Genomic DNA, 25,588 nt, shown 5'->3' with positions numbered 1-25,588 from the left:
GCCATCGACTACTTAAAATTCGTGCAGCGCAACACGCGCTGCGAGGGTTAAGCCTGGGCTGCCAGGCTCACTTCTTTTGCCACCCGTTCTGTCGCATCCGGGATAGCGGCAGCGCGCGCGCGCTGTGCCATCTCCAGCAGTGCGTCTCTGTTCCAGCCCGCCAGGGTGGTGGCGACCGCATCGGCGGTAAAGTGTGGCTGCTCAAAAATTTTCGCCGCGCCGGCTTTCTCAAGCGGCAGCGCGTTCCAGTACTGCTGTCGGTCTTTGTGCTGGAACGGCACGAACAGCGCTGGCAAGCCGGCGGCGGCGATTTCGCTCACCGTCAGCGCGCCAGAGCGGCAGACCACGACATCGGCCCAGGCATAGGCTGCGGCCATATCGTCAATAAATTCCGTCACTTTATGCTGCGGCTGGCCTTCATCAGCGTACGCCTGCTCAACGGTCTGCTGAGCGCCTTTACCGCTTTGGTGCCAGATAGTCACGGCATCACCCAGCTTTGCCGCCACCTGCGGCATTGTCTGATTCAGAATGCGCGCACCCTGAGAACCACCAACGACCAAAACACGAACCGGGCCTTCACGTCCCGCCAGGCGGGCATCCGGCAGCGGCAGAGCCAACACGTCGACGCGCACCGGGTTACCCACCACGTCCGCTTTCGGAAACGCGCCGGGAAACGCCTGCATCACTTTGGTGGCGATTTTCGCCAGCCACTTGTTGGTCAGACCCGCAATACCGTTCTGCTCGTGCAGAACAACGGGAATGCCTAACGACCACGCGGCCAGCCCGCCGGGACCAGAAACATAGCCGCCCATACCCAGCACCACATCGGGCTTAAAGCGCTTCATGATGGTGCGCGCCTGACGCCAGGCATTAAAAATACGCACCGGCGCCAGCAGCATGGCCTTGAGGCCTTTGCCTCGCAGGCCGGAAATACGAATAAAGTCGATCTCAATACCATGCTTCGGTACCAGGTCGGCTTCCATGCGGTCTGCGGTTCCCAGCCAGCGTACCTGCCAGCCCTGCTCCATTAAATGGTGCGCAACCGCCAGCCCCGGGAACACGTGTCCACCGGTACCGCCTGCCATCACCATTAACCGCTTCGGTTGATTCATCGTGAACCTCGTGTAAACGCCTGGGCTTTCTCCAGACGCGTCTCATAATCTATGCGTAACAAAAACATAATGGCCGTCGACATGATCAACAGGCTCGAACCACCATAGCTGATCAGCGGCAACGTCAGACCTTTGGTCGGCAGCATACCCGCTGCGGCCCCGACGTTAACCAGCGCCTGGAAGCTAAACCAGATACCAATTGAGCAGGCTAAGAAGCCTGAGAAGCGGTGATCAATCTCCAGCGCTTTTCGGCCAATCGACATGGCGCGGAAAGCGACGAAGAATACCATTAAAAGCGCTAATACCACACCGATATAACCCAGTTCTTCCCCAATAATGGAGAAGATGAAGTCGGTGTGCGCCTCCGGTAAATACTCCAGTTTCTGTACCGAGTTGCCCAGGCCTTGTCCCCAGACTTCACCGCGGCCAAACGCCATCAGCGACTGCGTCAGCTGGTAACCGCTACCGAACGGATCTTCCCACGGGTTCCAGAACGAGGTCACGCGGCGGATACGGTAAGGCTCGGCGAGGATCAGCAGTACCACCGCTGAAATCCCCATCCCGATGATGGCGATGAACTGCCACAGCTTGGCCCCTGCCAGGAACAGCATCGCCAGCGTGGTGACAAACAGTACGACAACGGTCCCGAGGTCAGGCTGCGCCAGCAGCAGGATCGCCAGCACCAGAATGACGCCCATCGGCTTTAAGAAGCCGCGAAGGTTGTTACGCACCTCATCGACTTTTCGCACCAGGTAGTTTGCCAGGTAGCAGAATAACGAAAGCTTGGTGAACTCCGCAGGCTGAATACGCAGCGGGCCGAAGGCGATCCAGCGTGATGCCCCGTTAACGGAGCTCCCGACAACCAGCACGATCAGCAGCATGATAATGGAGGCGATCAGCATCGCGGTACTGTGGCGCTGCCAGAACGCCATCGGCAGACGAAGCGTTACCAGCGCCAGGCAGAACGCCAGAATGATGTACAGCCCGTCACGCTTGGCGAACAGGAAGGGATCGTTCGCCAGACGCTGTCCAACGGGCATAGAGGCCGACGTCACCATGATAAAGCCGATCGCCGCCAGCCCCAGCGTCAGCCAGAACAGGGTGCGGTCGTACATAATCAGGCTATCGGAATCTTTATCCCGTGAAGCCATCACCCAGCCTTTCAGCGCCGCAAACAGCCACACCAGAATTCCAAATCCTGGCAGGCGCGGCATTTTCAGGCGAGGGAGAGATAAACGCATCAGCCTAACTCCTTCGCAAGGCGGGTAAAGACATCGCCACGCTGTTCGAAATTCTTAAACTGATCGAGGCTGGCGCACGCCGGGGAGAGCAGAACCATGTCGCCAGGCTGCACGCGCGGGGCAATCAGGCGCATCGCCTGTTCCATCGTTTCAGTTTGCTCAGCAACTTCCGGGCGTAGTTCAGCCAGCTCGCTGCCGTCACGGCCAAAGCAGTACAGGCGGATGTTATCGCCGGTGAGGTACTGTTTCAGGGAGGAGAAATCAGCAGATTTGCCGTCGCCACCCAACAGAAGATGCAGGGTGCCGTCAACGTGCAGACCGTTCAGCGCGGCCTCTGTGCTTCCCACGTTGGTCGCTTTGGAGTCGTTAATCCAGCGCACGCCGTTATGCTCCAGCGCCAGCTGGAAACGGTGTGCCAGGCCGGAAAATGTGGTCAACGCTTTCAGGCTGGAAGAGCGCGGCAGCCCTACGGCATCTGCCAGCGCCAGCGCCGCCAGGGCATTGGTATAGTTGTGCTGGCCGGAAAGCTTCATCTCCTTCACGTTCAGCACCTTTTCACCTTTCACGCGCAGCCAGGTTTCGCCCAGCTGGCGGTTCAGATGATAATCACCCATGGTGATACCAAAGCTGATGCAGCGCTCGTCCGCGCCGCGCACCGGCATGGTCAGCGCGTCGTCGGCGTTAACCACGCAAATTTTGGCATTTTCGTAAACACGCAGCTTGGCCGCGCGATACTGCTGCAGACCAAACGGATACCGATCCATATGATCTTCCGTCACGTTGAGGATCGTTGTCGCCGCCGCATGCAGGCTGGAGGTGGTTTCAAGCTGGAAGCTGGAAAGTTCCAGAACGTACAGCTCGCAGCCTTTGTCCAGCAGCATCAGCGCGGGCAGACCGATATTGCCGCCTACCCCTACGTTCATGCCTGCGGCTTTCGCCATTTCACCCACCAGGGTAGTGACGGTGCTTTTGCCGTTAGAACCGGTGATCGCGATAACCGGTGCCTGCGCTTCGCGGCAGAACAGCTCGATATCGCCGACAATCTCAACGCCCGCATCCGCAGCAGCGCTCAGTGAAGGGTGCGCCAGCGCCATACCCGGGCTGGCGACAATCAGATCGGCTGCCAGCAGCCAGTCATCATTCAGACCACCAAGGTGGCGTTCAACCTGTTCCGGCAGTTTGTCCAGACCCGGCGGAGAGACACGCGTATCCATCACACGCGGCGTCACGCCGCGCGCAAGGAAAAAGTCCACGCAGGAGAGGCCAGTGAAGCCTAACCCGATGATAACGACTTTTTTACCCTGGTAATCTGCCATGATTAACGTACCTTCAGCGTTGCCAGGCCAATCAGCACCAGCATCAGCGAAATAATCCAGAAGCGCACAATCACGCGCGGCTCCGGCCAGCCTTTCAGTTCATAGTGGTGGTGGATCGGCGCCATACGGAAGATGCGCTGACCGCGCAGCTTGAAGGAGCCGACCTGCAAAATCACCGACAGGGTTTCAACCACAAACACGCCGCCCATGATCACCAGCAGGAACTCCTGACGCAGCAGCACGGCGATAATGCCCAGCGCGCCGCCCAGCGCCAGAGAACCGACGTCACCCATAAAGACCTGCGCCGGATAAGTGTTGAACCAGAGGAAGCCCAGCCCCGCGCCGACTATCGCCGTACAGACGATCACCAGCTCACCCGCGTGACGCAGATAAGGGATGTGCAGGTAGTTCGCAAAGTTCATGTTACCGGTCGCCCACGCCACCAGCGCAAAACCAGCCGCCACGAAGACGGTTGGCATAATCGCCAGACCATCCAGGCCATCGGTCAGGTTAACGGCGTTACCGGTACCAACAATTACAAAGTAGGCCAGCAGGATGTAGAACAGCCCCAGCTGCGGCATCACGTCTTTAAAGAACGGCACCACCAGTTCGGTGGCGGGCGTATCTTTTCCTGCCAGATACAGCGCGAAGGCGACGCCCAGCGCAATCACTGACATCCAGAAATACTTCCAGCGGGCAATCAGGCCCTTCGTGTCTTTGCGGACGACTTTACGGTAATCATCCACAAACCCGATAATGCCGTAGCCCACCAGTACGGTCAGCACACACCAGACGTACGGGTTAGACGGATAGGCCCACAGCAGTACGGAAACGACGATCGCGGTCAGGATCATGATCCCGCCCATCGTCGGCGTACCGCGCTTGCTGAAGTGCGACTCCGGACCGTCGTTACGTACGACCTGGCCGAAAGAGAGTTTTTGCAGACGGGCAATCATGCGCGGGCCCATCCACAACGAGATGAACAGCGCAGTCAGCAGGCTGACGATGGCGCGAAACGTCAGATACGAAAAGACGTTAAAGCCTGAATAATATTTGACCAAATGTTCGGCCAGCCAAACTAACATGTCCCGTTCTCCTGTAATGCGTGCACAACCTCTTCCATGGCGGCACTACGTGAACCTTTCACTAACACTGTCACAATTTGTTTTTCTGTAATTAATGCCTTAAGGCGCTCAATCAACGCGGCTTTGTCGGCAAAATGTTCGCCAACGCCGCTGGCATGGCTAATCGCCTGGCTCAGTTTTCCTGCGCTCAGCACGCAGTCCAGTCCCGCCGCTTTCGCCGCTTCACCCACCTGGGTATGACAGGCTTCGCTTTCATCGCCCAGCTCCGCCATGTCGCCAACCACCATGACGCGGTAGCCCGGCATTTCAGATAGCACCTGCACCGCCGCCGTCATTGAGCCGACGTTCGCGTTGTAGGAGTCATCCAGCAGCAATTTGTTTTCTGCAAGCGGGATCGGGTACAGGCGTCCCGGCACGGCTTTCAAATTCGCCAGCCCGGTTTTAATCGCCTCGTGTGACGCTCCCACCGCCGTCGACAAGGCCGCTGCCGCCAGCGCATTGGCGATGTTATGGCGTCCCGGCAGCGGTAACAGCACGTCTACGTCACCCGTTGGGGTAGCAAGCGTGAACTCCGTACCGTGCGACGTCACATGGATATTGGTCGCGGTAAAGTCACTGTTGGCCGCGTTCGGCGAGAAGCGCCAGGTTTTACGCGAGCCAATGATGCTCTGCCAGTTCAGCCAGTCGTTGTTGTCGGCATTGAGAATGGCAATGCCGTCAGCAGGCAGACCGGTGTAGATTTCGCCTTTCGCTTTCGCCACGCCTTCCAGCGAGCCAAAGCCTTCCAGATGCGCTGCCGCAAGGTTATTCACCAGCGCCGCTTCCGGGCGAGTCAGGCTCACGGTCCAGGCGATTTCGCCCTGGTGGTTTGCCCCTAACTCGATCACCGCAAACTCATGCTCTTTGGTCAGGCGAAGTAATGTCATCGGCACGCCGATGTCATTATTGAGGTTGCCTGCGGTATAAAGCGTATTACCGCACTGGCTGAGGATGGCCGCCGTCATCTCTTTCACTGACGTTTTGCCCGATGATCCGGTCAGCGCGACAACGCGAGCAGGCACCTGCTGACGAACCCAGGCGGCCAGTTCACCGAACGCGAGACGCGTATCGTCCACCACAATCTGCGGCAAATCGATATCCAGCCTGCGGCTGACCAGCAGCGCGCCAGCGCCGTTTTCTTTGGCCTGTCCGGCAAAATCATGCGCGTCAAAACGTTCGCCTTTCAGCGCCACAAACAGACAGCCCGCGGTCACTTTGCGGGTGTCGGTGGTGACCGCGTCAATGGTCAGATCCTGGCCCAGCAGCTCGCCGTGCAGTACCGCAGCGGCCTGCCTTAAGGTGATGCTAATCATGCGACGACTCCCAGCAGACGCGCTGCCGTTACGCGGTCGGAGTAGTCCAGACGACGATTGCCAACAATCTGATAGTCTTCATGGCCTTTACCGGCCAGCAGAACGACATCATTTTCTTTTGCCTGCATGATGGTGTTTGTCACGGCTTCCGCGCGGCCTTCCACCACACGGGCGCGACCGGCGTCCAGCATACCCGCCAGAATGTCGTTGATGATGACGCGCGGCTCTTCGGTACGCGGATTGTCATCGGTGACCACAGGAATGTCTGCGAACTGCTCCGCAATGGCGCCCATCAGGGGACGTTTACCTTTGTCGCGATCGCCACCGCAGCCGAAGACGCACCAGAGTTTACCGGTGCAGTGCAGGCGTGCCGCTTCCAGCGCTTTTTCCAGCGCATCCGGCGTGTGGGCATAATCGACAACCACGGTCGGTTTGCCCGGCGCGCTAAACACTTCCATACGGCCGCAAACCGGCTGTAGACGCGCTGACGTTTTCAGCAGTTCCGCCAGCGGATAGCCCAGCGCCAGCAGCGTTGCCAGCGCCAGCAGCAGGTTGCTGACGTTGAACGCCCCCATCAGGCGGCTTTCAATTTCACCTTCACCCCAGGAAGAGGCAAAGCGGATCGTCGCGCCACTGTCGTGATAGTTAACGTCAACGGCCTTCAGCCAGCGGCCGTGGCAGTTCGGATTGATATGGTCTTCCATCGACACCGCTACCGCGTCTGGCAGCTTCGCAAGCCAGCGGCGGCCCACTTCGTCGTCGGCGTTGATGATGGCCTGGCCATAATGGTGAGTAGAGAACAGCAGCCATTTCGCGGCTTCGTAGTGTTCCATATCACCATGATAATCAAGGTGATCGCGGCTCAGGTTGGTGAACACTGAAGCAGCAAACTTCAGTGCCGCGACGCGGTGCTGTACCAGGCCGTGCGAAGAAACTTCCATCGCGGCAAAGGTTGCCCCCTGCCCTGCCAGACCGGCAAGCACGTGCTGTACGTCAACCGCAGAACCGGTGGTGTTTTCCGTCGGGCTCACTTTGCCCAGCAGGCCGTTACCCACGGTCCCCATCACCGCGCCGGTTTCACCCAGCAACTGAGCCCACTGCGCCATCAGCTGCGTGGTGGTGGTTTTTCCGTTCGTGCCCGTCACGCCAACCAGACGCAGCTGGTCGGAAGGTTCGTGATAAAAACGTCCTGCCAGTGCAGAGAGACGCTCATTCAACTGGCTGAGATAGATAACCGGCACCCCGTGCATTTCACGGTTCTCACCGTCGGTTGCCTCGTCTTTAGCCTCAGCAATAATGGCAGCCACACCTTGCGCAATCGCCTGCGGGATATAACGACGCCCGTCCGCCTGATGACCAACCACCGCCACAAAAAGATCGCCAGAAGCAGCCACGCGGCTGTCCAGTACCATCTCTCGCAGTGCTCGCTCCGGTGCATTTGGCACCCACGGAGCGAGAAGGTCGCGCAAATTACGATCTGCCACCTGTACCCTCGCCTTGATTAATTACAAATTCACTTTTTTCGCCCGTCGCCAGCGCATCTGGTTCAACGTTCATGGTGCGTAACACGCCGCCCATGATGGCGCCAAACACAGGCGCGGAAACCGCGCCGCCGTAGTATTTACCCGCCTGTGGATCGTTAATCACGACCACCAGCGCAAAACGCGGATTGCTAGCAGGCGCAACGCCTGCGGTATAGGCAATGTATTTGTTGATGTAGCGGCCGTCTGGCCCCACCTTTTTCGCCGTACCGGTTTTAATGGCGATGCGATAGCCTTTGATGGCCGCCTTCACGCCGCCACCGCCCGGCAGCGCCACGCTTTCCATCATGTGCACAACGGTACGAACGATGGATTCGGGGAAGATACGCTCGCCCGGAACCGGTGGATCAACTTTGGTGATGGACAGCGGGCGATAGACGCCGTAGCTGCCAATCGTTGCGTAGACTCGCGCTAACTGTAACGGGGTTACCATTAGCCCGTAGCCGAAAGAGAAGGTGGCCCTCTCTATGTCAGACCACCGTTGTTTTTGAGGATATAAGCCACTGCGTTCTCCGACCAACCCCAAATTGGTCGCCTTTCCAAGTCCAAAACGTGAGTAAGTCTCTACTAACGCTGAGGACGGCATCGCTAACGCCAGCTTTGAAACACCGACGTTACTCGACTTCTGTAACACCCCGGTCAGGGTCAATTCGCTGTAGCGCGCCACGTCTTTAATCTCGTGGCCGTTAATACGGTAAGGGATCGTGTTCAGGACCGTGTTTTCATTGACGATACCGCGCTGAAGCGCCGTCATCACCACCATCGGTTTCACCGTGGAGCCGGGTTCGAACACGTCGGTAATCGCCCGGTTACGCATCGCATCTTTTGCGGTGCCGGTAAAGTTGTTCGGGTTGTAGGAAGGACTGTTGGCCATGGCCAGCACTTCTCCGGTGCTGACATCCACCAGCACGGCGCTGCCGGATTCTGCCTTGTTAAACGCCACGGCGTTGTTCAGCTCGCGGTAGACCAGCGCCTGCAGGCGCTCGTCGATACTCAGAGCCAGGTTGTGCGCCGCCTGGCTGTCTGTAGAGGAGATATCTTCAATGACGCGCCCGTAGCGGTCCTTACGCACAATTCGCTCGCCAGGCTGGCCGGTGAGCCACTTATCGAAGCTTTTTTCAACGCCTTCAATCCCCTGGCTGTCGACGTTGGTGAAGCCGATGAGGTGAGCGGTTACTTCGCCGGACGGATAGTAACGACGGGATTCTTCGCGCAGATGAATGCCCGGCAGCTTCAGTTTTCGAATGTAGTCCGCCATGTCAGGGTTAACCTGGCGCGCCAGATAGATAAAACGCCCTTTCGGGTTCGCGTTGACGCGGGAGGCTAGCTGATCCAGCGGCATTTTGAGCGCATCTGAAAGCGCTTTCCAGCGGTTATCAAGCGTGATGCCACCGGCGTCGTGCAGCTCTTTCGGGTCGGCCCAAATCGCTTTCACCGGCACGCTCACCGCCAGCGGGCGACCTGAACGGTCAGTGATCATTCCGCGAGAAGTCGACACTTCCTGAACGCGAAGGGAGCGCATATCGCCCTGGCGTACCAGCATGTCAGGGGCGATGATTTGCAACCACGCCACGCGTCCCAGCAGGAAACCCAGCGCCAGTAAAATGCAGCCGCAAAGCAACGCAAAACGCCAACTGATGAAGTTGGCCTGTTCTTCCTGACGTTTTGGTTTAAGCGTTTTTGCCGCTGCTTTCATGCGTCGCGTGTTCCCTTATTTTTGTACTACGATATTTTCCTGGGAAGGATCAACATGCTGCAGTTGCAGCTTTTCCGTTGCGATCCGTTCAACCCGGCTGTGATCGCCGAGCGCGTTTTCTTCAAGGATCAGATTTCGCCATTCAATATCCAGCGCATCGCGTTCCAGCACCAGCTGCTCGCGTTGCGCAGTCAATAAACGTGTATGGTGAGCTGTGGTCACCACCGTAACTGCCGTAACAATGATGCAAATGAACAGGCAGAGTGGCAGTTTCCCGAATCGCAAAAGATCGTCGCCGATCACGCCAGGCAAGGCATGGCGCTCGTTGCTTCCTAACGATCCCTTAACTTTGCTTAGGGTTTCTGTCACTCTGCCGATCATGCGTTCGTCCTCTCTGCAACTCGCAGCACTGAACTACGGGCACGTGGATTCTCTGCCACCTCTTCTTCGCCCGGCATCAACTTGCCTAATGCTCGCAACTGACGGCCCCCCAGCTTCCTGAGTTGTTCTTCCGTCATCGGCAGCCCCGCTGGAACCTGAGGACCGCGGCTCTGTTCACGCATGAAGCGTTTTACAATACGGTCTTCCAGCGAATGGAAGCTGATGATGGATAACCGCCCACCCGGGGCCAGCACGTCGAGCGAGCTTTTTAGCGCCAGCTCTATTTCCTCCAGTTCACTGTTTACCCAGATGCGAACCGCCTGGAAGGTACGGGTCGCGGGATGTTTGTGCTTATCCTTCACCGGCGTCGCCGCCGCAATCACTTCGGCCAGCTCTTTGGTGCGGGTCATTGGCTCAACGCGGTTGCGCTCAACGATGGCGCGCGCAATGCGCTTGCCAAAACGTTCTTCGCCGAAGGTTTTGATCACCCAGGCAATATCTGCTTCGTCAGCGGTCTGCAGCCATTCGGCGGCAGACTGGCCGCGCGTCGGGTCCATACGCATGTCCAGCGGACCGTCGCGCATAAAGGAGAAGCCGCGTTCTGCATCATCAAGCTGGGGTGAAGATACGCCAAGATCGAGAAGAATCCCGTCGATCTTGCCCGTGAGACCGCGCTCGGCCACGTAATCCGCGAGCGCAGAAAAAGGTCCATGCACGATGGAAAAGCGTGGGTCATTGATGGTCTGTGCCACGGCAATCGCCTGCGGATCGCGATCGATTGCCAGCAGTCGCCCTTCCTCTCCAAGCTGGGAGAGGATCAAACGCGAGTGACCACCGCGACCAAACGTGCCATCAATGTAGATGCCATCCGGACGAATATTCAGGCCGTTCACGGCCTCGTCCAGTAACACCGTTTTATGTTTATAATTTTCCATCATATTTATAGAGACAAGTCCTGCAGCCGTTCCGATAAAGTTGCGGAATCAGACTGCTCAGCGTCGATATCTTCCTTGACCTGTTGATACCAGGTCGTTTCGTCCCACAGTTCAAACTTGTTGAACTGCCCGACCAGCATCACTTCTTTGGTCAGACCGGCATGTTGCCGCAGCACGGGCGCAATCAGTAATCGCCCGGCGCTATCCATCTGACACTCACTGGCATGTCCCAATAACAGCCGCTGCACGCGGCGCTCTTGCGGGTTCATGCTCGACAGTCGCGACAGCTTTTGCTCAATGATTTCCCATTCAGGTAAGGGGTAAAGCAGCAGGCAGGGGGAGTTGATATCAATGGTGCAAACCATTTGACCCGAAGCATTCTCAATCAGCTGGTCGCGGTATCGGGTTGGGACCGATAAACGCCCTTTGCTGTCGAGATTGACTAACGTAGCTCCACGGAACATGCCAGTCTCACCCCTCCTCACCACTTTAACCCACAAATTCCCACCTAAAGGAGTTTACGGAGCGAGGGAAAAGCTTGTCAAGCCAGGACTCTCCCTGTAGAGACCCGAAAGCCCTCTATTTACAGAGATAAACAGTCCTGGTTAATAACTGCACAACTGGCGAGGCAAATTAACGTTATGAATATTTGTAAGAAAAAAACCGAATATGCACACTAGCGTTAAGGCTCACTCAATATCATCGCAGATAAATATAAAGTGTCAGTTTGCGACGCGGGCAGCATTTTATGACAGATTGTCAGGGGATAACAGCGCCAGATTCACTCAATCGGTCGGTGGAAGCGGCGGTTGCGTTGCTGGCCGGTCGGGGGGAAGGAAAAACGTCTGAATATTCATCGACCGAAGAGGGTTTGTAACAAAGTAATACAAAGAGAGGCTTTTAAAAATCGCTTCATGATTCTTTAAGGACCCTTTTAAACGGCAAAATGAATTAAGAAAAATAGTAGATTAGGATCTCTCAAGAATTATCCTAATTTCACTGCGGGAATTAACTCGGCGAATTATTCCAGTAAAAAGGGGCGGTTTTTCGCCGCCCCGTCATTTCATTTATGGCGGCTCAAAATTCCGCGATGATAGAGATTACGTTTGATACGCGTCAGACCCGGCTTCGGTTTGCGCGGCTCATCTAGGCTCGCCAGAACAATCTCCAGGACGCGTTCCGCTACATCTCGGTGACGCTGGGCCACCGCCAGCACCGGGCACTGAAGGAAATCGAGAAGCTCGTTATCCCCAAACGTGGCGATCGCCAGGTCAGAGGGAAGCTTGCCTTCACGACGCAAGGTGACATCCATTACCCCCTGCAGAAGGGCAAATGACGTGGTGAACAGCGCCTGGGGCATCGGGTGCGTCTCCAGCCATTTTTCGAACAGCTGCGCAGCGGCTTCGCGTTCATAGCTGTTGGCATAGAGATAGTGGACTTCACGCGGATCGTCTTTCCAGGCGGTTCTGAACCCTTGCTCACGGAGGAAGCTTACGGAAAGCTCGGGCAGCGCGCCAAGATACAGCACCGTTTCAGCGGGGAAGGTTCTCAGCTCAGCAGCCAGCATTTCCGCGTCATCCTGATCGGCACCCACTACGCTTGTGAAATGCTCACGATCGAGCGCGCGGTCCAGCGCCACGATGGGGAACGGATCGTTCGCCCAGCGCTGGTAAAACGGATGCTCCGGCGGTAAGGAGGTCGAGACGATGATGGCATCGACCTGACGCTGGAGCAGATGTTCAATGCAGCGCATCTCGTTATCGGGCTGGTCTTCAGAACAGGCGATCAGCAGCTGGTAACCGCGCTGGCGGGCCTGACGTTCAAGATAGTTGGCGATACGGGTATAGCTGGTGTTTTCCAGATCCGGGATCACCAGACCAATAGAGCGGGTGCGCCCGGCACGCAGGCCGGCAGCGACAGCATTCGGATGGTAGTTATGCTCACGAACCACCGCCATAACTTTTTCAACGGTCTTATCGCTGACGCGGTACTGCTTTGCTTTGCCGTTAATCACATAGCTGGCCGTTGTTCGTGACACGCCGGCTAGCCGGGCGATTTCATCCAGTTTCACAATTGCCCCTTAAAAAAAGAAAAGAGTCCATGGCCCTGTCAAGGTTATGGTTAAATCTTTTAACATCTAAACGCAGAAAAGCCTTCGCGGCAACCGCTTTTATCTGCGTTGTCGGCTGATTACGCAAAAAAAAGCCCGGCTTTGGTGACCGGGCTGAAAGAGGCGAACCTTTTTAACAACTACCGCATGATTTTCTCGCCGCGTGACAGACCAACGATCCCCGATCTCGCCACCTCAACAATTTTTGCTACATCTCGCACAGATGCCAGGAAAGCGTCCAGCTTGTCACTGGCTCCGACCAGTTGAACCGTATAAAGAGAAGGCGTGACGTCGATGATCTGCCCGCGGAAGATATCCGCATTGCGTTTGACCTCTTCGCGCCCGTAACCGCTGGCCTGTATTTTGACCAGCATGACCTCACGCTCAACGTAAGCGCCCTGCCCTAGCTCGCTTACGCGCAGCACATCGACCAGCTTATGCAGCTGTTTCTCGATCTGCTCAATTACCTTGGCATCGCCAACGGTCTGAATCGTCATACGCGACAGCGTCGGATCGTCCGTTGGCGCCACGGTCAGGCTTTCAATGTTATAACCACGCTGCGCAAAAAGCCCAATGACGCGCGACAGTGCGCCAGACTCGTTTTCCAGTAATACCGATAATATCCGGCGCATATCAGGTTCTCTCCGTTTTGCTTAACCACATCTCGTCCATACCGCCGCCGCGAATATGCATCGGATAAACGTGCTCGGTTCCATCAACGATGACATCCATAAAGACGAGGCGGTTGTTTTTAACGTGCTCAAGCGCTTCTGCGAGCTTCGTTTCCAGTTCAGCCGGATCGGTCACCCGCATCCCTATATGACCGTAAGCTTCAGCAAGACGAACAAAATCCGGCAGCGATTTCATATATGACTGAGAGTGGCGGCCCGAGTAGATCATATCCTGCCACTGCTTCACCATACCGAGATAGCCGTTATTAAGGTTGAGCACCAGTACCGGCAGCTCATATTGCAGCGCGGTGGAAAGTTCCTGAATGTTCATCTGAATACTGCCGTCTCCGGTCACGCAGACGACGGTTTCATTTGGCAGCGCCAGCTTCACGCCCAGCGCGGCAGGCAGGCCAAAGCCCATCGTGCCTAAACCTCCCGAGTTGATCCAGTGGCGCGGTTTATCAAACGGATAATAGAGGGCGGCAAACATTTGATGCTGGCCCACATCAGAGGTCACATACGCGTCGCCTTTCGTCAGTCGCCATACCGTTTCGATGACCGCCTGCGGCTTAATATGCTCGCTTTGGGTGTCATATTTCAGACACTGCCGCGCGCGCCATTGCTCAATTTGCTGCCACCAGTCACGGATTTCATCCAGCGGCTGCGCTGTGTTTTCCAGCGCCAGCAGATCCAGCATTTGTTCAAGGACCTGTCGCGCGTCGCCGACGATAGGTACATCAGCAGACACCGTTTTTGAAATTGACGTCGGATCGATATCAATGTGCAGCACGGTGGCATTCGGGCAATACTTCGCCAGGTTGTTGGTAGTACGATCGTCAAAACGCACGCCGACGGCAAAGATGACGTCAGAATGATGCATCGTCATGTTGGCTTCATAGGTACCGTGCATACCCAACATGCCGAGCGCCTGACGGTGGGTGGCGGGAAACACTCCGAGTCCCATCAGCGATGACGCAACAGGAAGATTGAGCTTTTCAACCAGTTCACGAAGCTGTGCCTCACACGCTGAATTGACGGCCCCGCCACCGACATAGACCACCGGTTTTTTAGCGGCCAGCAGCGTTTGCAGCGCGCGTTTGATCTGACCTTTGTGGCCCTGCGTTGTTGGGTTGTAAGAGCGCATGCTCACCGATTCCGGCCAGACATAAGGCAGCTTGTTTGCCGGGTTCAGGATATCTTTAGGGAGATCGACCACCACCGGCCCCGGGCGCCCGCTTGCCGCCAGCCAGAACGCCTTCTTCAGAATGCCAGGAATGTCTTCGGTTTGCTTGACCAGGAAGCTGTGCTTCACGACGGGACGCGAAATCCCGACCATATCGCACTCCTGAAACGCATCATAGCCAATCAGTGATGTCGCGACCTGTCCGGAAAGGATCACCAGCGGAATAGAGTCCATGTACGCGGTCGCAATGCCGGTAATGGCGTTTGTTGCACCGGGCCCCGACGTGACCAGGACCACGCCCACTTCACCCGTCGCACGCGCCAGGCCATCGGCCATATGTACCGCCGCCTGCTCATGGCGTACCAGCACATGGTCAATACCCCCTACCGTATGCAGTGCGTCATAAATATCGAGGACCGCGCCGCCAGGATAGCCGAACACTTGCTTTACGCCCTGATCGATCAGCGACCGGACGACCATTTCCGCGCCAGACAACATCTCCATGCTTTGCCTCCAGGCATTTTGTTATAGACGGACCGCCGAATTCATTTCCGCACCGTCTTGCGATCGGGATGAACCCGTCTTCTATTTTGCAGAGTGATACTTACCTTAACCGCTCGTTATGAGGCAGGCAATTCGCAAACCAGGAGAGAGAAGAGGCCGTGAAAGCAGAAAAAACAGACATTGTCAGAGGATATGGTTAATTCATCTGAAATTAGGGGATGAGATGATAAATCATCGCTGAAAAGCGCGGCGATGTAGAAAATCATCTATTTTTACGGGCCTGGCAGACGCCAGATAAAATACGTAACAGAACAAAATATTAATAAAAGAAACAAAACCAGGATAAATCACATACAAAGAGGCAATTTATCCTGACTCGATTACCGACGGCAGATGCTAATAAGTAGCTCTTCCATCCACTGATGTCCTTTATCCCGTCCAGCAGCTTCATGCCAGGAGAGATAGCAGGTGCGGCTATTTAGCTTGAGCGGCAGAGGCAAAATTTGCAGATTTAACGCGCCAGAGAACTCTTCTGCCAGCCAGCGTGGGGCAATTGCCACCAGCTGCGTCTGGGAAACGACGTTTAACACGCTGACCATGGCCATCCCCTGATAAGCCACGCTCGCCTGTTTCTCCGCAGTGTCGTACCAGGGCAGGCTAAAGGAGGCATATCTGTCGAGCGCAACAACGGCATGCTGTTCGCTATAAACGTCACTTTCACGTAACGGCGCATTCAGTCGTGGATGTTTTTTGCTGGCAACCAGCACCATTTCATCTTTAAACAGCGGTACACAGGAAAATTCAGGACGGCGGAATTCTTCATAACCCAGGACGAATTCGATTTCCTGGTAACGTAACTGGTGTTCGGTGTTTTGATTTAAGGACGATTTAAAGACGAGATTAATATTAGGTGCGATCTCTTCAACTTTATTATAAATAATTGATGTCAGATAATTATCTAATGGACTGCAGACGCAGAGATGGAATACTCGCTCACTGCTTAAGGGTTCAAAGCCCGAGCCCGGCAGCTCATTTTGCACCAGCTGCAGCGCCTGGCGGATGGAGCCGAAAAGCTGGAAAGCCCGCGCTGTAGGCTGGATCCCTCTTCCATAACGAACAAACAATTCGTCGTTGAACATAACCTTAAGCCTGGCAACGGCATTACTTACGGCAGGCTGTGACATCCCCAGGGCTTGTGCCGCACGCGTGATATTCTGCTCCTGCATGACAGCATCAAACACCGTCAGTAGATTAAGATCCACCGTGCGTAACTGTGGTTTAATTCCATCAGTAATCTGTGGTTGTTTAATATTATTTTCTGGCACTTCTGACTCCACTGTCACGCTACACTCCCTTCGCCAACGCACTGTAATAATTTCGAAAAATATGATTTACCATGCAGATACGACCAGCGAAAGAAAATTGTTTAAAAATCGGAATATATAAAGATTATCTAATAATGCTATAATACAAAACGGCACAAAGGATATGCTTAACTTTAGTGTTTGAATGAAACCATAAACCAAATCAATATACAATAACCATCCAGTTAAGGATGACTTAAGTATAATTAAACTGTTATCGACATTGAGCAGAATTAAGTTAACAATCTGTTATCAATGATTCTATTTGAAGGGAGAAAAAGCTCTCTCAAAAAAAGATAACTCTATGATAGTAAAACGGTTTAAAGAGAAAGCATTTGTGAGGACTGCGTCACCTGAAAAATACCCGTTATGTTTATTCGTTTCTGCAAATGTTTTTTAAGTCCAAAAATAGACAATTAGTTAAGTTAAAAATCAAAAACCCAGCACAATAAGCTAAACAACACACCCTCTCTGTTTAGCCTTCTGGGGCCGTTTTTACCATCAGGGGTTGACATGCACAGCGGTATCCAGTACCACTAAAAGCATATTGAATTTAACGGAGCACGATTCATGACACGCACCATTCGTTTCATCAGTCTACTACTACTAAACGCATCCACTGTGCGCGGTAGACTGGCGGGCGAAATTCAGCGTTGAATCGTCACCAGTAAGACTAAAAACCCGCGCCACTGCGCGGGTTTTTTTATGCTCGTAGCAAGGCGCCCTAAGACTGACAAGGACCTAACCCATGAGCCAGCAAGTCATTATTTTCGATACTACTTTACGTGACGGTGAACAGGCATTACAGGCAAGCCTGAGTGTAAAAGAGAAACTGCAGATTGCGCTGGCTCTCGAGCGTATGGGCGTCGACGTGATGGAGGTCGGTTTCCCCGTCTCCTCTCCGGGTGATTTTGAATCCGTACAGACTATCGCCCGCACCATTAAAAACAGCCGCGTGTGCGGTCTGGCGCGCTGCGTAGAGAAAGACATCGACGTTGCGGCTGAGTCGCTGAAGGTGGCCGAAGCCTTCCGTATTCATACCTTTATTGCAACCTCACCAATGCACATCGCAACCAAGTTGCGCAGCACGCTGGATGAGGTCATTGAACGCGCGGTATACATGGTTAAGCGCGCACGCAACTACACCGATGACGTTGAATTCTCCTGTGAAGATGCGGGCCGTACGCCGATTGAAGACCTGGCGCGCGTAGTCGAAGCCGCCATCAACGCGGGCGCTAAAACCATCAATATCCCGGACACCGTCGGCTATACCATGCCGTTTGAGTTCTCCAGCATCATTACCGGCCTGTATGAGCGCGTACCTAACATTGATAAAGCAATCATCTCAGTACATACCCATGATGATTTGGGCCTGGCCGTAGGCAATGCCATCGCTGCGGTGCACGCCGGTGCACGTCAGGTAGAAGGTGCAATGAACGGTATCGGTGAACGCGCGGGCAACTGTTCACTGGAAGAAGTGATCATGGCGATCAAGGTGCGCAAAGACATCATGAACGTGCACACCCGCATCAATCACAATGAAATCTGGCGCACCAGCCAGACCGTCAGCCAGATTTGCAACATGCCGATCCCGGCTAACAAGGCGATTGTTGGAACCGGCGCGTTCGCCCACTCCTCCGGTATTCACCAGGACGGCGTGCTGAAAAACCGTGAAAACTACGAAATCATGACTCCGGAATCCATCGGCCTGAACCAGGTTCAGCTGAACCTGACCTCCCGTTCCGGTCGTGCGGCAGTGAAACACCGGATGGAAGAGATGGGCTATCAGGACAGCGATTACAACATGGATCAGCTGTACGACGCGTTCCTGAAGCTGGCCGACAAGAAAGGCCAGGTATTCGATTACGACCTGGAAGCGCTGGCCTTCATCAACAAGCAGCAGGAAGAGCCAGAGCACTTCCGTCTGGACTACTTCAACGTGCAGTCCGGCTCCAGCGACATCGCTACCGCCTCGGTCAAGCTGGCCTGCGGTGATGAAATTAAAGCGGAAGCCGCCAACGGTAACGGCCCTGTGGATGCCATCTATCAGGCGATCAACCGCGTTACCGAGTACGACGTAGAGCTGGTGAAATACGACCTGACGGCGAAAGGGCACGGTAAAGACGCGCTGGGTCAGGTGGATATCGTCGTCAACTATAATGGCCGCCGTTTCCACGGTGTGGGCCTGGCGACGGATATTGTCGAATCCTCCGCGAAAGCGATGGTGCACGTCCTGAACAACATCTGGCGCGCCGCTGAAGTCGAAAAAGAGTTGCAACGCAAAGCTCAGAATAAAGAGAACAACAAGGAAACCGTGTAATGTCGAAGAACTACCATATTGCTGTGTTGCCGGGTGACGGTATTGGTCCGGAAGTGATGGCACAGGCGCTGAAAGTACTGGAAGCCGTTCGCTCGCGTTTTGCGATGAAAATTACCACCAGCCACTACGACGTGGGCGGTATTGCGATTGATAACCACGGAACGCCATTGCCGAAAGCCACCGTTGAAGGCTGCGAAAATGCCGATGCCGTGCTGTTTGGCTCCGTCGGTGGCCCAAAATGGGAACACCTGCCGCCAGCAGAGCAGCCAGAGCGCGGCGCGCTGCTGCCGCTGCGTAAACATTTTAAACTGTTCAGTAACCTGCGTCCGGCTAAGCTGTATCAGGGGCTGGAAGAGTTTTGTCCGCTGCGCGCGGATATCGCGGCCAACGGTTTCGACATCCTGTGCGTGCGTGAGCTGACGGGCGGGATCTACTTCGGTCAGCCAAAAGGTCGCGAAGGCAGCGGTCAGCATGAGAAAGCGTTTGATACCGAGGTGTACCACCGTTTCGAAATTGAACGTATCGCCCATATCGCCTTTGAATCTGCACGCAAGCGCCGCCATAAGGTGACCTCCATTGATAAAGCGAACGTGCTGCAGTCGTCCATTTTGTGGCGCGAGATCGTCAGTGAAGTCGCTAAGCAGTACCCGGACGTTGAGCTGTCGCATATGTACATCGACAACGCGACCATGCAGCTGATTAAGGATCCGTCCCAGTTTGACGTGCTGCTCTGCTCCAACCTGTTCGGCGATATTTTGTCTGACGAGTGCGCGATGATCACCGGCTCTATGGGCATGCTGCCATCCGCCAGCCTGAATGAAGAAGGCTTTGGCCTGTACGAACCGGCGGGCGGTTCCGCGCCGGATATCGCAGGCAAGAACATTGCGAACCCGATTGCGCAGATCCTCTCCCTGGCCCTGCTGCTGCGCTACAGCCTCGATGCAGGCGACGCAGCAACCGCAATTGAAAACGCCATTAACCGGGCGTTAGAAGAAGGCGTCCGTACCGGTGACTTAGCGCGCGGCACGGCAGCAGTCAGTACTGATGAAATGGGCGACATCATTGCCCGCTATGTCGCTGAAGGGGTGTAATCATGGCCAAGACGTTATATGAAAAATTGTTTGATGCGCACGTTGTCTACGAGGCGCCAAACGAAACCCCGCTGCTGTACATTGACCGCCACCTGGTGCACGAAGTGACCTCTCCGCAGGCCTTCGACGGCCTGCGCGCGCACAAGCGTCCGGTGCGCCAGCCGGGTAAAACCTTTGCCACGATGGATCACAACGTCTCTACCCAGACCAAAGACATCAATGCTTCCGGCGAGATGGCGCGCATCCAGATGCAGGAGCTGATCAAGAACTGCAACGAATTTGGCGTGGAGCTGTACGATCTGAACCACCCGTATCAGGGCATCGTCCACGTGATGGGACCTGAGCAGGGTATTACGCTGCCGGGCATGACCATCGTCTGCGGCGACTCCCATACCGCGACCCACGGCGCGTTTGGCGCGCTGGCGTTCGGCATCGGCACATCGGAAGTTGAGCACGTTCTGGCGACGCAAACTCTGAAACAGGGCCGCGCCAAAACCATGAAGATTGAGGTGAAGGGCAAAGCCGCGCCGGGTATCACTGCGAAAGATATCGTGCTGGCGATTATCGGCAAAACCGGCAGCGCAGGCGGTACCGGTCACGTGGTGGAATTCTGCGGTGAAGCCATTCAGGCGCTGAGCATGGAAGGCCGTATGACCCTGTGCAACATGGCGATTGAGATGGGTGCTAAAGCAGGCCTGGTCGCACCGGACGAAACCACCTTCAACTATGTGAAAGGCCGTCTGCACGCGCCGAAAGGTCAGGATTTTGACGACGCGGTCGCGTACTGGAAAACCCTGAAAACTGACGACGGTGCCACCTTTGATACCGTTGTCACGCTGCAGGCGGAAGAGATTGCGCCGCAAGTCACCTGGGGTACCAATCCTGGCCAGGTCATTTCTGTCAACGACAGCATTCCTGACCCGGCTTCCTTCGCCGATCCGGTCGAACGCGCCAGCGCGGAAAAAGCGCTGGCCTATATGGGGCTGAAACCCGGCGTACCGCTGACCGACGTGAACATTGATAAGGTGTTCATCGGCTCCTGCACCAACTCCCGTATCGAGGATTTACGCGCGGCGGCAGAGATTGCCAAAGGTCGCAAAGTGGCGCCGGGCGTGCAGGCGCTGGTGGTTCCAGGCTCCGGTCCGGTGAAAGCCCAGGCGGAAGCGGAAGGACTGGATAAGATCTTTATCGAAGCAGGCTTCGAATGGCGTCTGCCGGGCTGCTCAATGTGTCTGGCGATGAACAACGACCGTCTGAATCCGGGCGAGCGCTGCGCCTCCACCAGTAACCGTAATTTTGAAGGCCGTCAGGGCCGGGGTGGACGCACCCACCTGGTCAGCCCGGCAATGGCCGCCGCTGCGGCAGTCACCGGCCATTTCGCCGATATTCGCAGCCTGAAATAAGGAGACAATCATGGCAGAGAAATTTACCCAACATACGGGCCGTGTTGTCCCGCTGGACGCCGCTAACGTCGATACGGACGCGATCATTCCGAAGCAGTTTTTGCAGAAAGTGACCCGCACTGGTTTTGGCGCACACCTGTTCAACGACTGGCGTTTTCTGGACGACAAAGGCGAAGTGCCAAACCCGGAGTTCGTCCTGAACTTCCCGGAATACAAAGGTGCATCCATTCTTCTGGCGCGAGAAAACTTCGGCTGCGGCTCCTCGCGTGAGCATGCGCCCTGGGCGCTGACCGACTACGGCTTTAAGGTGGTTATCGCCCCGAGCTTCGCGGATATCTTCTACGGCAACAGCTTCAACAACCAGTTGCTGCCGGTGACGCTGAGCGACGAGCAGGTCGATGAACTGTTCGCGCTGGTTAAGGCAAATCCGGGGATGGCATTTGAGGTGGATCTGGAAGCGGAAGTGGTGAAAGCCGGGGATAAGACCTACAGCTTCAGCATTGATGCCTTCCGTCGCCACTGCATGTTGAACGGTCTGGACAGCATTGGCCTGACGCTCCAGCACGAGGATGCCATCTCAGCGTACGAGAAAAAACAGCCTGCGTTTATGGGCTAAAGGCAATGGCCCGCAGGGCGCGGGCCATTGATAAGGGTGCGTTGAGGCTCAACCACTCTGGAGAGGCGGGGACACTTCCCCCGCCAATACCGCTAACGTTTCGCTTCGTAAGCCAACACTGCCGCCAGCTCTGTTTTCTCCTGTCTGAAGTGCAACTCACACAGCGAATCACGCACCATCCAGGTGAAGATCAATAGCGTCGTACAGATCAGAAACAAACCTAACAGCAGAGTACGTTTTGGCATTCCAGCCTCCTTATTGCTTTTCGGCAATGAAGAGACTAACCTCGCAATGTTGGTTGTGAAGTTGGTCTCCCCATCAGTTTTTTGATGTGGGAATCTCCACTGTTTGCCTCTTGCGAAAGCCTGAGGCAAACAGCCTCAAGCACCCGTCACGCACTCTATGCGCCTTCTCTGTATCTGTCAGAAAATCGTTTCATTTCGTGAAGCCGCCTTCCAGAATCAAACATCCTTGACCCGGCAGGTCAGCCCAAGCGTTACCACCGAAATCGCCGCAATCATCCAGTAAACCGAGGCATGACCATAACTTTGCGCCAGCGCGCCCTGAATCACTCCCGCCAGAATAACGCCCGTCGAAATACTGTTGGTAAAAAGCGTAGTCGCAGAGCCGGCGCGGCCGGGCATGAGATCCTGGAACCAGAGCATGCCGATCCCGGCAACGATGCCAATGAACACGGCATTAAACAGCTGCAGCGCCAGCAACGCTTCACGCGAATGGAAAAGGAGCAGCCCCGCGTAGAACAGCACCCCAGCCGCCACGGCAACGATCATCATCCGACGCTTTCCGAAGCGCTTAACGTAATACCCCGCCAGAATCATCGCCGGAATTTCCAGCCCGGCGGCGGTCCCCATTAAGATCCCCGCAAGCTTGTCCGGTAGGTCTAGATCGCTGCTGATCCACAGCGGCATATCAATAATGTACATGGTGTTGCAGGTCCACATCAGCGTGGAGGCGATAAACAGCATCCGCACGTTTTTATCCTGCCAGCCGCTCACCTGAGTGATGGGCTTATCCGTCGTCTGCTCAACCCGGGCGACAGACGGCAGCGCAAAGGCAATCAGAGCCAGACTGATAATAAAAATGCCTGCCGCGATAGAAAACATGACCGTAAAGCCATAGTTCAGCGCCAGCATGAAGGCCAGCGGCGGGCCGATGACCCACGCCAGCGAGAGCTGTGCGCGCATCACCGAGCTGAACATCACTCCCTCTCGCGCCGAGCTGTCGGCGTATTCACGGGCCAGCGCGAACAGCTGCGGCATGGCGGTGTTCGCCAGAGAGGCCAGCAGCACGCCGCAGGTGATGAGCGTCAGGTAATGACGGTTAAAGGCAAAAAGCAGCGCGTTGCCCACGGCCATGGCGCAGCAAAAGAGGATCAGCCTGCGGCGATCGCCCTGGCTGTCGGATCGTTTCGCCAGCCCCAGGCTAACGAGGATCCCGGCAATCGCGTTAACGGTATAAAACAGGCCCACCCAAAACGGCTGCGCCCCCACCTCGCGGCTGAGAAACAGGCTCAGCGTCGGTGCCTGTAGCGCACCGGCCACGCCCATCATGAAGGCCACCAGCATAAAAGCAGCGTACACGCCATTCAGGCGGCGCCCCATCGTCATCAACCACAGCATGCGCAAGTCCTTGTGAAAGCGAATCGAAATTGGGTGAAAGAATAAACGAAAAAAGCCAGCAAAAACATTTTGCTGGCGGGTGATAAACACCAATACTCAGTCACACATGATCGAGGCGAGTTAGCGAGAAGAGGTCGGTTTCGTAACGTCCCACTGCATCAGATCTTCCAGGATTCTCAGCCGTTGCTCTGCACACTGGCGGGCCAGCCAGGACACTCCCTTTGTCGCTGAAAAGTACTGCTGATAAAACTGACGTGCGGTAGACCTCTTCATAATTTACCTCCTCACTTCATCGGGAAGCATTATTGGCTTAATATAGGGATTAATAAATTGCTGATTTTTTGTCAGGAGTTCCTCTTTTATGCCCTCCGGTCGACTGCAACAACAATTCATCCGCCTGTGGCAGTGCTGCGAGGGACAATCGCAGGAGACCACGCTTAACGAGCTGGCAGAACTCCTCAACTGCTCTCGCCGCCATATGCGCACGTTACTCAACACTATGCAGCAGCAGGGCTGGCTAAGCTGGGAGGCCGAGGCGGGACGCGGCAAGCGCTCACGCTTGACCTTCCTGTATACCGGCCTGGCGCTGCAGCAGCAGCGGGCGGAGGATCTGCTGGAGCAGGACCGTATCGATCAGCTGGTCCAGCTGGTGGGCGACAAAGCCGCCGTGCGCCAGATGCTGGTCTCACACCTGGGACGCAGCTTTCGTCAGGGACGCCACATTCTGCGGGTGCTATACTACCGCCCAATGAAAAATCTGTTGCCCGGTACGGCGCTGCGTCGCTCTGAAACCCACATGGCCCGGCAGATATTCAGCGGTCTGACGAAAATAAATGAGGAAAACGGGGAACTGGAAGCGGATATCGCGCACCACTGGCAGCAGCTTTCCCCCCTGCACTGGCGTTTCTTCTTACGCCCGGGCATTCACTTCCACCATGGCCGCGAACTGGAGATGCGTGACGTCATCGCTTCTTTAGAGCGCGCCCGCACGCTGCCGCTCTATTCGCATATCACGCGGATCCACTCCCCAACGGCCTGGACGCTGGATATTGAGCTGTCCCAGCCAGACAACTGGCTGCCGTGGCTTCTGGGCTACGTGCCCTCGATGATCCTGCCTGCCGAGTGGCGATCCCTGAACAATTTTTCCAGCCAGCCGATCGGTACAGGCCCCTACTCCGTTACGCGCAATAACAGCAATCAGCTGAAGATCCGCGCCTTTGATGACTATTTTGGCTATCGGGCGCTGATCGACGAAGTGAACGTCTGGGTGTTACCGGACCTCAACGAAGAACTGAGCGCAGGCCTCACCCTGGAGGGGCCCACAACCAGCGAAAAGGCGTTCGAGAGTCGCCTGGAGGAGGGCTGCTACTATCTTCTTTTTGACAGCCGCAGCCACCGCGGAGCAAACCACGATGTCCGCAAGTGGATCAGCCATATTCTGGCCCCGGCTAACCTGATTTATCACGCTGAAGAGCAATACCAGACCTGGTGGTTTCCGGCCTATGGCCTGCTTCCGCGCTGGCACCATGCTCAGCCGGTACGCAGTGAAAAACCCGCCGGGCTGGAGACCATCACCCTCAGCTACTATCGCGATCACATTGAGCACCGGTTTATCGCGAGGATCATGAGCAAGCTGCTGGCAGCCGAAGGCGTGACGCTGGCGATACAGGAAGTCGATTATGATGAATGGCACCGCGGGGATGTCGTCAGCGATATCTGGCTCAACAGCGCCAACTTTACGCTGCCGCTTGATTTCTCGCTCTTTTCACACCTGTATGAAGTGCCTCTCATTCAGCACTGCATCAGCCGGGACTGGCAGCAGGACGCCGCGAAGTGGCGGGCAGGAGAGATGGATCTGGCCGCGTGGTGCCAGGAGCTCCTGGCCGGGCAGACCATCGTACCGTTGATCCACCACTGGCTGCTGATCCAGGGACAGCGCAGCATGCGCGGCCTGCGGATGAACACCCTGGGCTGGTTTGATTTTAAATCCGCCTGGTTTGCGCCGCCGGAGCCATAACGCTTTCGTA

The 25,588-nt window shown here is 55.7% G+C and carries 23 protein-coding genes; 6 read left to right on the top strand and 17 right to left on the bottom strand.

The window, feature by feature from the left end:
- Positions 1-47 precede the first annotated feature (47 nt).
- The 14 genes from murG to leuO form a co-directional block, all read right to left on the bottom strand.
- The gene (gene murG / locus ACTJI7_RS14125) at positions 48-1,112 is read right to left on the bottom strand and encodes an undecaprenyldiphospho-muramoylpentapeptide beta-N-acetylglucosaminyltransferase (protein WP_028015509.1); all 1,065 of its coding nucleotides are present in this window, start codon (positions 1,110-1,112) and stop codon (positions 48-50) included.
- Positions 1,109-2,353 (bottom strand): cell division protein FtsW, encoded by a 1,245-nt coding sequence (gene ftsW / locus ACTJI7_RS14120; RefSeq protein ID WP_028015508.1) that lies wholly within the window; start codon positions 2,351-2,353, stop codon positions 1,109-1,111. Before ftsW ends, murG begins: the two co-directional genes overlap by 4 nt.
- On the bottom strand, positions 2,353-3,669 hold the full coding sequence (gene murD, locus ACTJI7_RS14115; protein WP_440670635.1) for a UDP-N-acetylmuramoyl-L-alanine--D-glutamate ligase: 1,317 nt from the start codon (positions 3,667-3,669) through the stop codon (positions 2,353-2,355). The genes ftsW and murD overlap by 1 nt, the downstream gene beginning before the upstream one ends.
- Before the next feature lie 2 nt (positions 3,670-3,671).
- Positions 3,672-4,754, bottom strand: a complete 1,083-nt coding sequence (mraY, locus tag ACTJI7_RS14110; protein ID WP_008501985.1) for a phospho-N-acetylmuramoyl-pentapeptide-transferase — start codon at positions 4,752-4,754, stop codon at positions 3,672-3,674.
- Positions 4,748-6,106, bottom strand: coding sequence for a UDP-N-acetylmuramoyl-tripeptide--D-alanyl-D-alanine ligase (gene murF, locus ACTJI7_RS14105; protein WP_063154808.1), 1,359 nt, complete (start codon positions 6,104-6,106; stop codon positions 4,748-4,750). Before murF ends, mraY begins: the two co-directional genes overlap by 7 nt.
- Entirely contained in the window at positions 6,103-7,590 is a 1,488-nt protein-coding gene (murE, locus tag ACTJI7_RS14100) for a UDP-N-acetylmuramoyl-L-alanyl-D-glutamate--2,6-diaminopimelate ligase (RefSeq protein ID WP_063154809.1), read from the bottom strand. Before murE ends, murF begins: the two co-directional genes overlap by 4 nt.
- A complete protein-coding gene (locus tag ACTJI7_RS14095) occupies positions 7,577-9,343 on the bottom strand; it encodes a peptidoglycan glycosyltransferase FtsI (protein WP_028015504.1) in 1,767 nt (588 codons plus the stop codon). The genes murE and ACTJI7_RS14095 overlap by 14 nt, the downstream gene beginning before the upstream one ends.
- Before the next feature lie 15 nt (positions 9,344-9,358).
- Complete coding sequence (ftsL, locus tag ACTJI7_RS14090) at positions 9,359-9,724, bottom strand: cell division protein FtsL (RefSeq protein WP_006173860.1); 366 nt, start codon at positions 9,722-9,724, stop codon at positions 9,359-9,361.
- Positions 9,721-10,662, bottom strand: a complete 942-nt coding sequence (rsmH, locus tag ACTJI7_RS14085; RefSeq protein WP_014882538.1) for a 16S rRNA (cytosine(1402)-N(4))-methyltransferase RsmH — start codon at positions 10,660-10,662, stop codon at positions 9,721-9,723. Before rsmH ends, ftsL begins: the two co-directional genes overlap by 4 nt.
- 2 nt (positions 10,663-10,664) lie before the next feature.
- A complete protein-coding gene (gene mraZ, locus ACTJI7_RS14080; RefSeq protein WP_014882537.1) occupies positions 10,665-11,123 on the bottom strand; it encodes a division/cell wall cluster transcriptional repressor MraZ in 459 nt (152 codons plus the stop codon).
- 599 nt (positions 11,124-11,722) lie between these two features.
- On the bottom strand, positions 11,723-12,730 hold the full coding sequence (cra, locus tag ACTJI7_RS14075; RefSeq protein ID WP_014168621.1) for a catabolite repressor/activator: 1,008 nt from the start codon (positions 12,728-12,730) through the stop codon (positions 11,723-11,725).
- 179 nt (positions 12,731-12,909) lie between these two features.
- A complete protein-coding gene (gene ilvN, locus ACTJI7_RS14070; protein ID WP_063154811.1) occupies positions 12,910-13,401 on the bottom strand; it encodes an acetolactate synthase small subunit in 492 nt (163 codons plus the stop codon).
- A gap of 1 nt (position 13,402) precedes the next feature.
- Positions 13,403-15,127 (bottom strand): acetolactate synthase 3 large subunit, encoded by a 1,725-nt coding sequence (gene ilvI / locus ACTJI7_RS14065; protein WP_063154812.1) that lies wholly within the window; start codon positions 15,125-15,127, stop codon positions 13,403-13,405.
- 380 nt (positions 15,128-15,507) lie between these two features.
- The gene (leuO, locus tag ACTJI7_RS14060; RefSeq protein ID WP_041911249.1) at positions 15,508-16,452 is read right to left on the bottom strand and encodes a transcriptional regulator LeuO; all 945 of its coding nucleotides are present in this window, start codon (positions 16,450-16,452) and stop codon (positions 15,508-15,510) included.
- Between the two features lie 609 nt (positions 16,453-17,061).
- Between leuO and leuL the strand changes: the two genes are divergently transcribed.
- The 5 genes from leuL (at position 17,062) to leuD (ending at position 21,921) form a co-directional block, all read left to right on the top strand.
- A complete protein-coding gene (gene leuL / locus ACTJI7_RS14055) occupies positions 17,062-17,148 on the top strand; it encodes a leu operon leader peptide (RefSeq protein WP_108780318.1) in 87 nt (28 codons plus the stop codon).
- A 91-nt stretch (positions 17,149-17,239) separates the two neighbouring features.
- On the top strand, positions 17,240-18,811 hold the full coding sequence (gene leuA, locus ACTJI7_RS14050; RefSeq protein ID WP_063154814.1) for a 2-isopropylmalate synthase: 1,572 nt from the start codon (positions 17,240-17,242) through the stop codon (positions 18,809-18,811).
- On the top strand, positions 18,811-19,902 hold the full coding sequence (leuB, locus tag ACTJI7_RS14045) for a 3-isopropylmalate dehydrogenase (protein WP_014882533.1): 1,092 nt from the start codon (positions 18,811-18,813) through the stop codon (positions 19,900-19,902). The genes leuA and leuB overlap by 1 nt, the downstream gene beginning before the upstream one ends.
- A gap of 2 nt (positions 19,903-19,904) precedes the next feature.
- A complete protein-coding gene (gene leuC / locus ACTJI7_RS14040) occupies positions 19,905-21,305 on the top strand; it encodes a 3-isopropylmalate dehydratase large subunit (protein ID WP_028015498.1) in 1,401 nt (466 codons plus the stop codon).
- Positions 21,306-21,315: 10 nt separating this feature from the next.
- Positions 21,316-21,921, top strand: a complete 606-nt coding sequence (leuD, locus tag ACTJI7_RS14035) for a 3-isopropylmalate dehydratase small subunit (RefSeq protein ID WP_028015497.1) — start codon at positions 21,316-21,318, stop codon at positions 21,919-21,921.
- Positions 21,922-22,013: 92 nt separating this feature from the next.
- On the opposite strand, the gene ACTJI7_RS14030 is transcribed toward leuD, so the two are convergent.
- The 3 genes from ACTJI7_RS14030 to sgrT form a co-directional block, all read right to left on the bottom strand.
- On the bottom strand, positions 22,014-22,166 hold the full coding sequence (locus ACTJI7_RS14030) for a Hok/Gef family protein (RefSeq protein WP_010427008.1): 153 nt from the start codon (positions 22,164-22,166) through the stop codon (positions 22,014-22,016).
- A 216-nt stretch (positions 22,167-22,382) separates the two neighbouring features.
- Positions 22,383-23,561: a sugar efflux transporter gene (locus tag ACTJI7_RS14025; protein WP_440670631.1), complete on the bottom strand. Its 1,179-nt coding sequence runs from the start codon at positions 23,559-23,561 to the stop codon at positions 22,383-22,385.
- Positions 23,562-23,681: 120 nt separating this feature from the next.
- Complete coding sequence (sgrT, locus tag ACTJI7_RS14020; protein ID WP_045631150.1) at positions 23,682-23,834, bottom strand: glucose uptake inhibitor SgrT; 153 nt, start codon at positions 23,832-23,834, stop codon at positions 23,682-23,684.
- Positions 23,835-23,922: 88 nt separating this feature from the next.
- On the opposite strand from sgrT, the gene sgrR reads away from it, so the two are divergent.
- Positions 23,923-25,578, top strand: coding sequence for an HTH-type transcriptional regulator SgrR (sgrR, locus tag ACTJI7_RS14015; RefSeq protein ID WP_048957875.1), 1,656 nt, complete (start codon positions 23,923-23,925; stop codon positions 25,576-25,578).
- Positions 25,579-25,588 lie beyond the last annotated feature (10 nt).

The sequence above is a fragment of the Enterobacter sp. 22499 genome, from assembly GCF_052044815.1.
In the GTDB taxonomy this organism is placed as follows: Bacteria; Pseudomonadota; Gammaproteobacteria; order Enterobacterales; family Enterobacteriaceae; genus Enterobacter; species Enterobacter bugandensis.
This window is presented reverse-complemented; position numbering and strand designations above follow the sequence as displayed.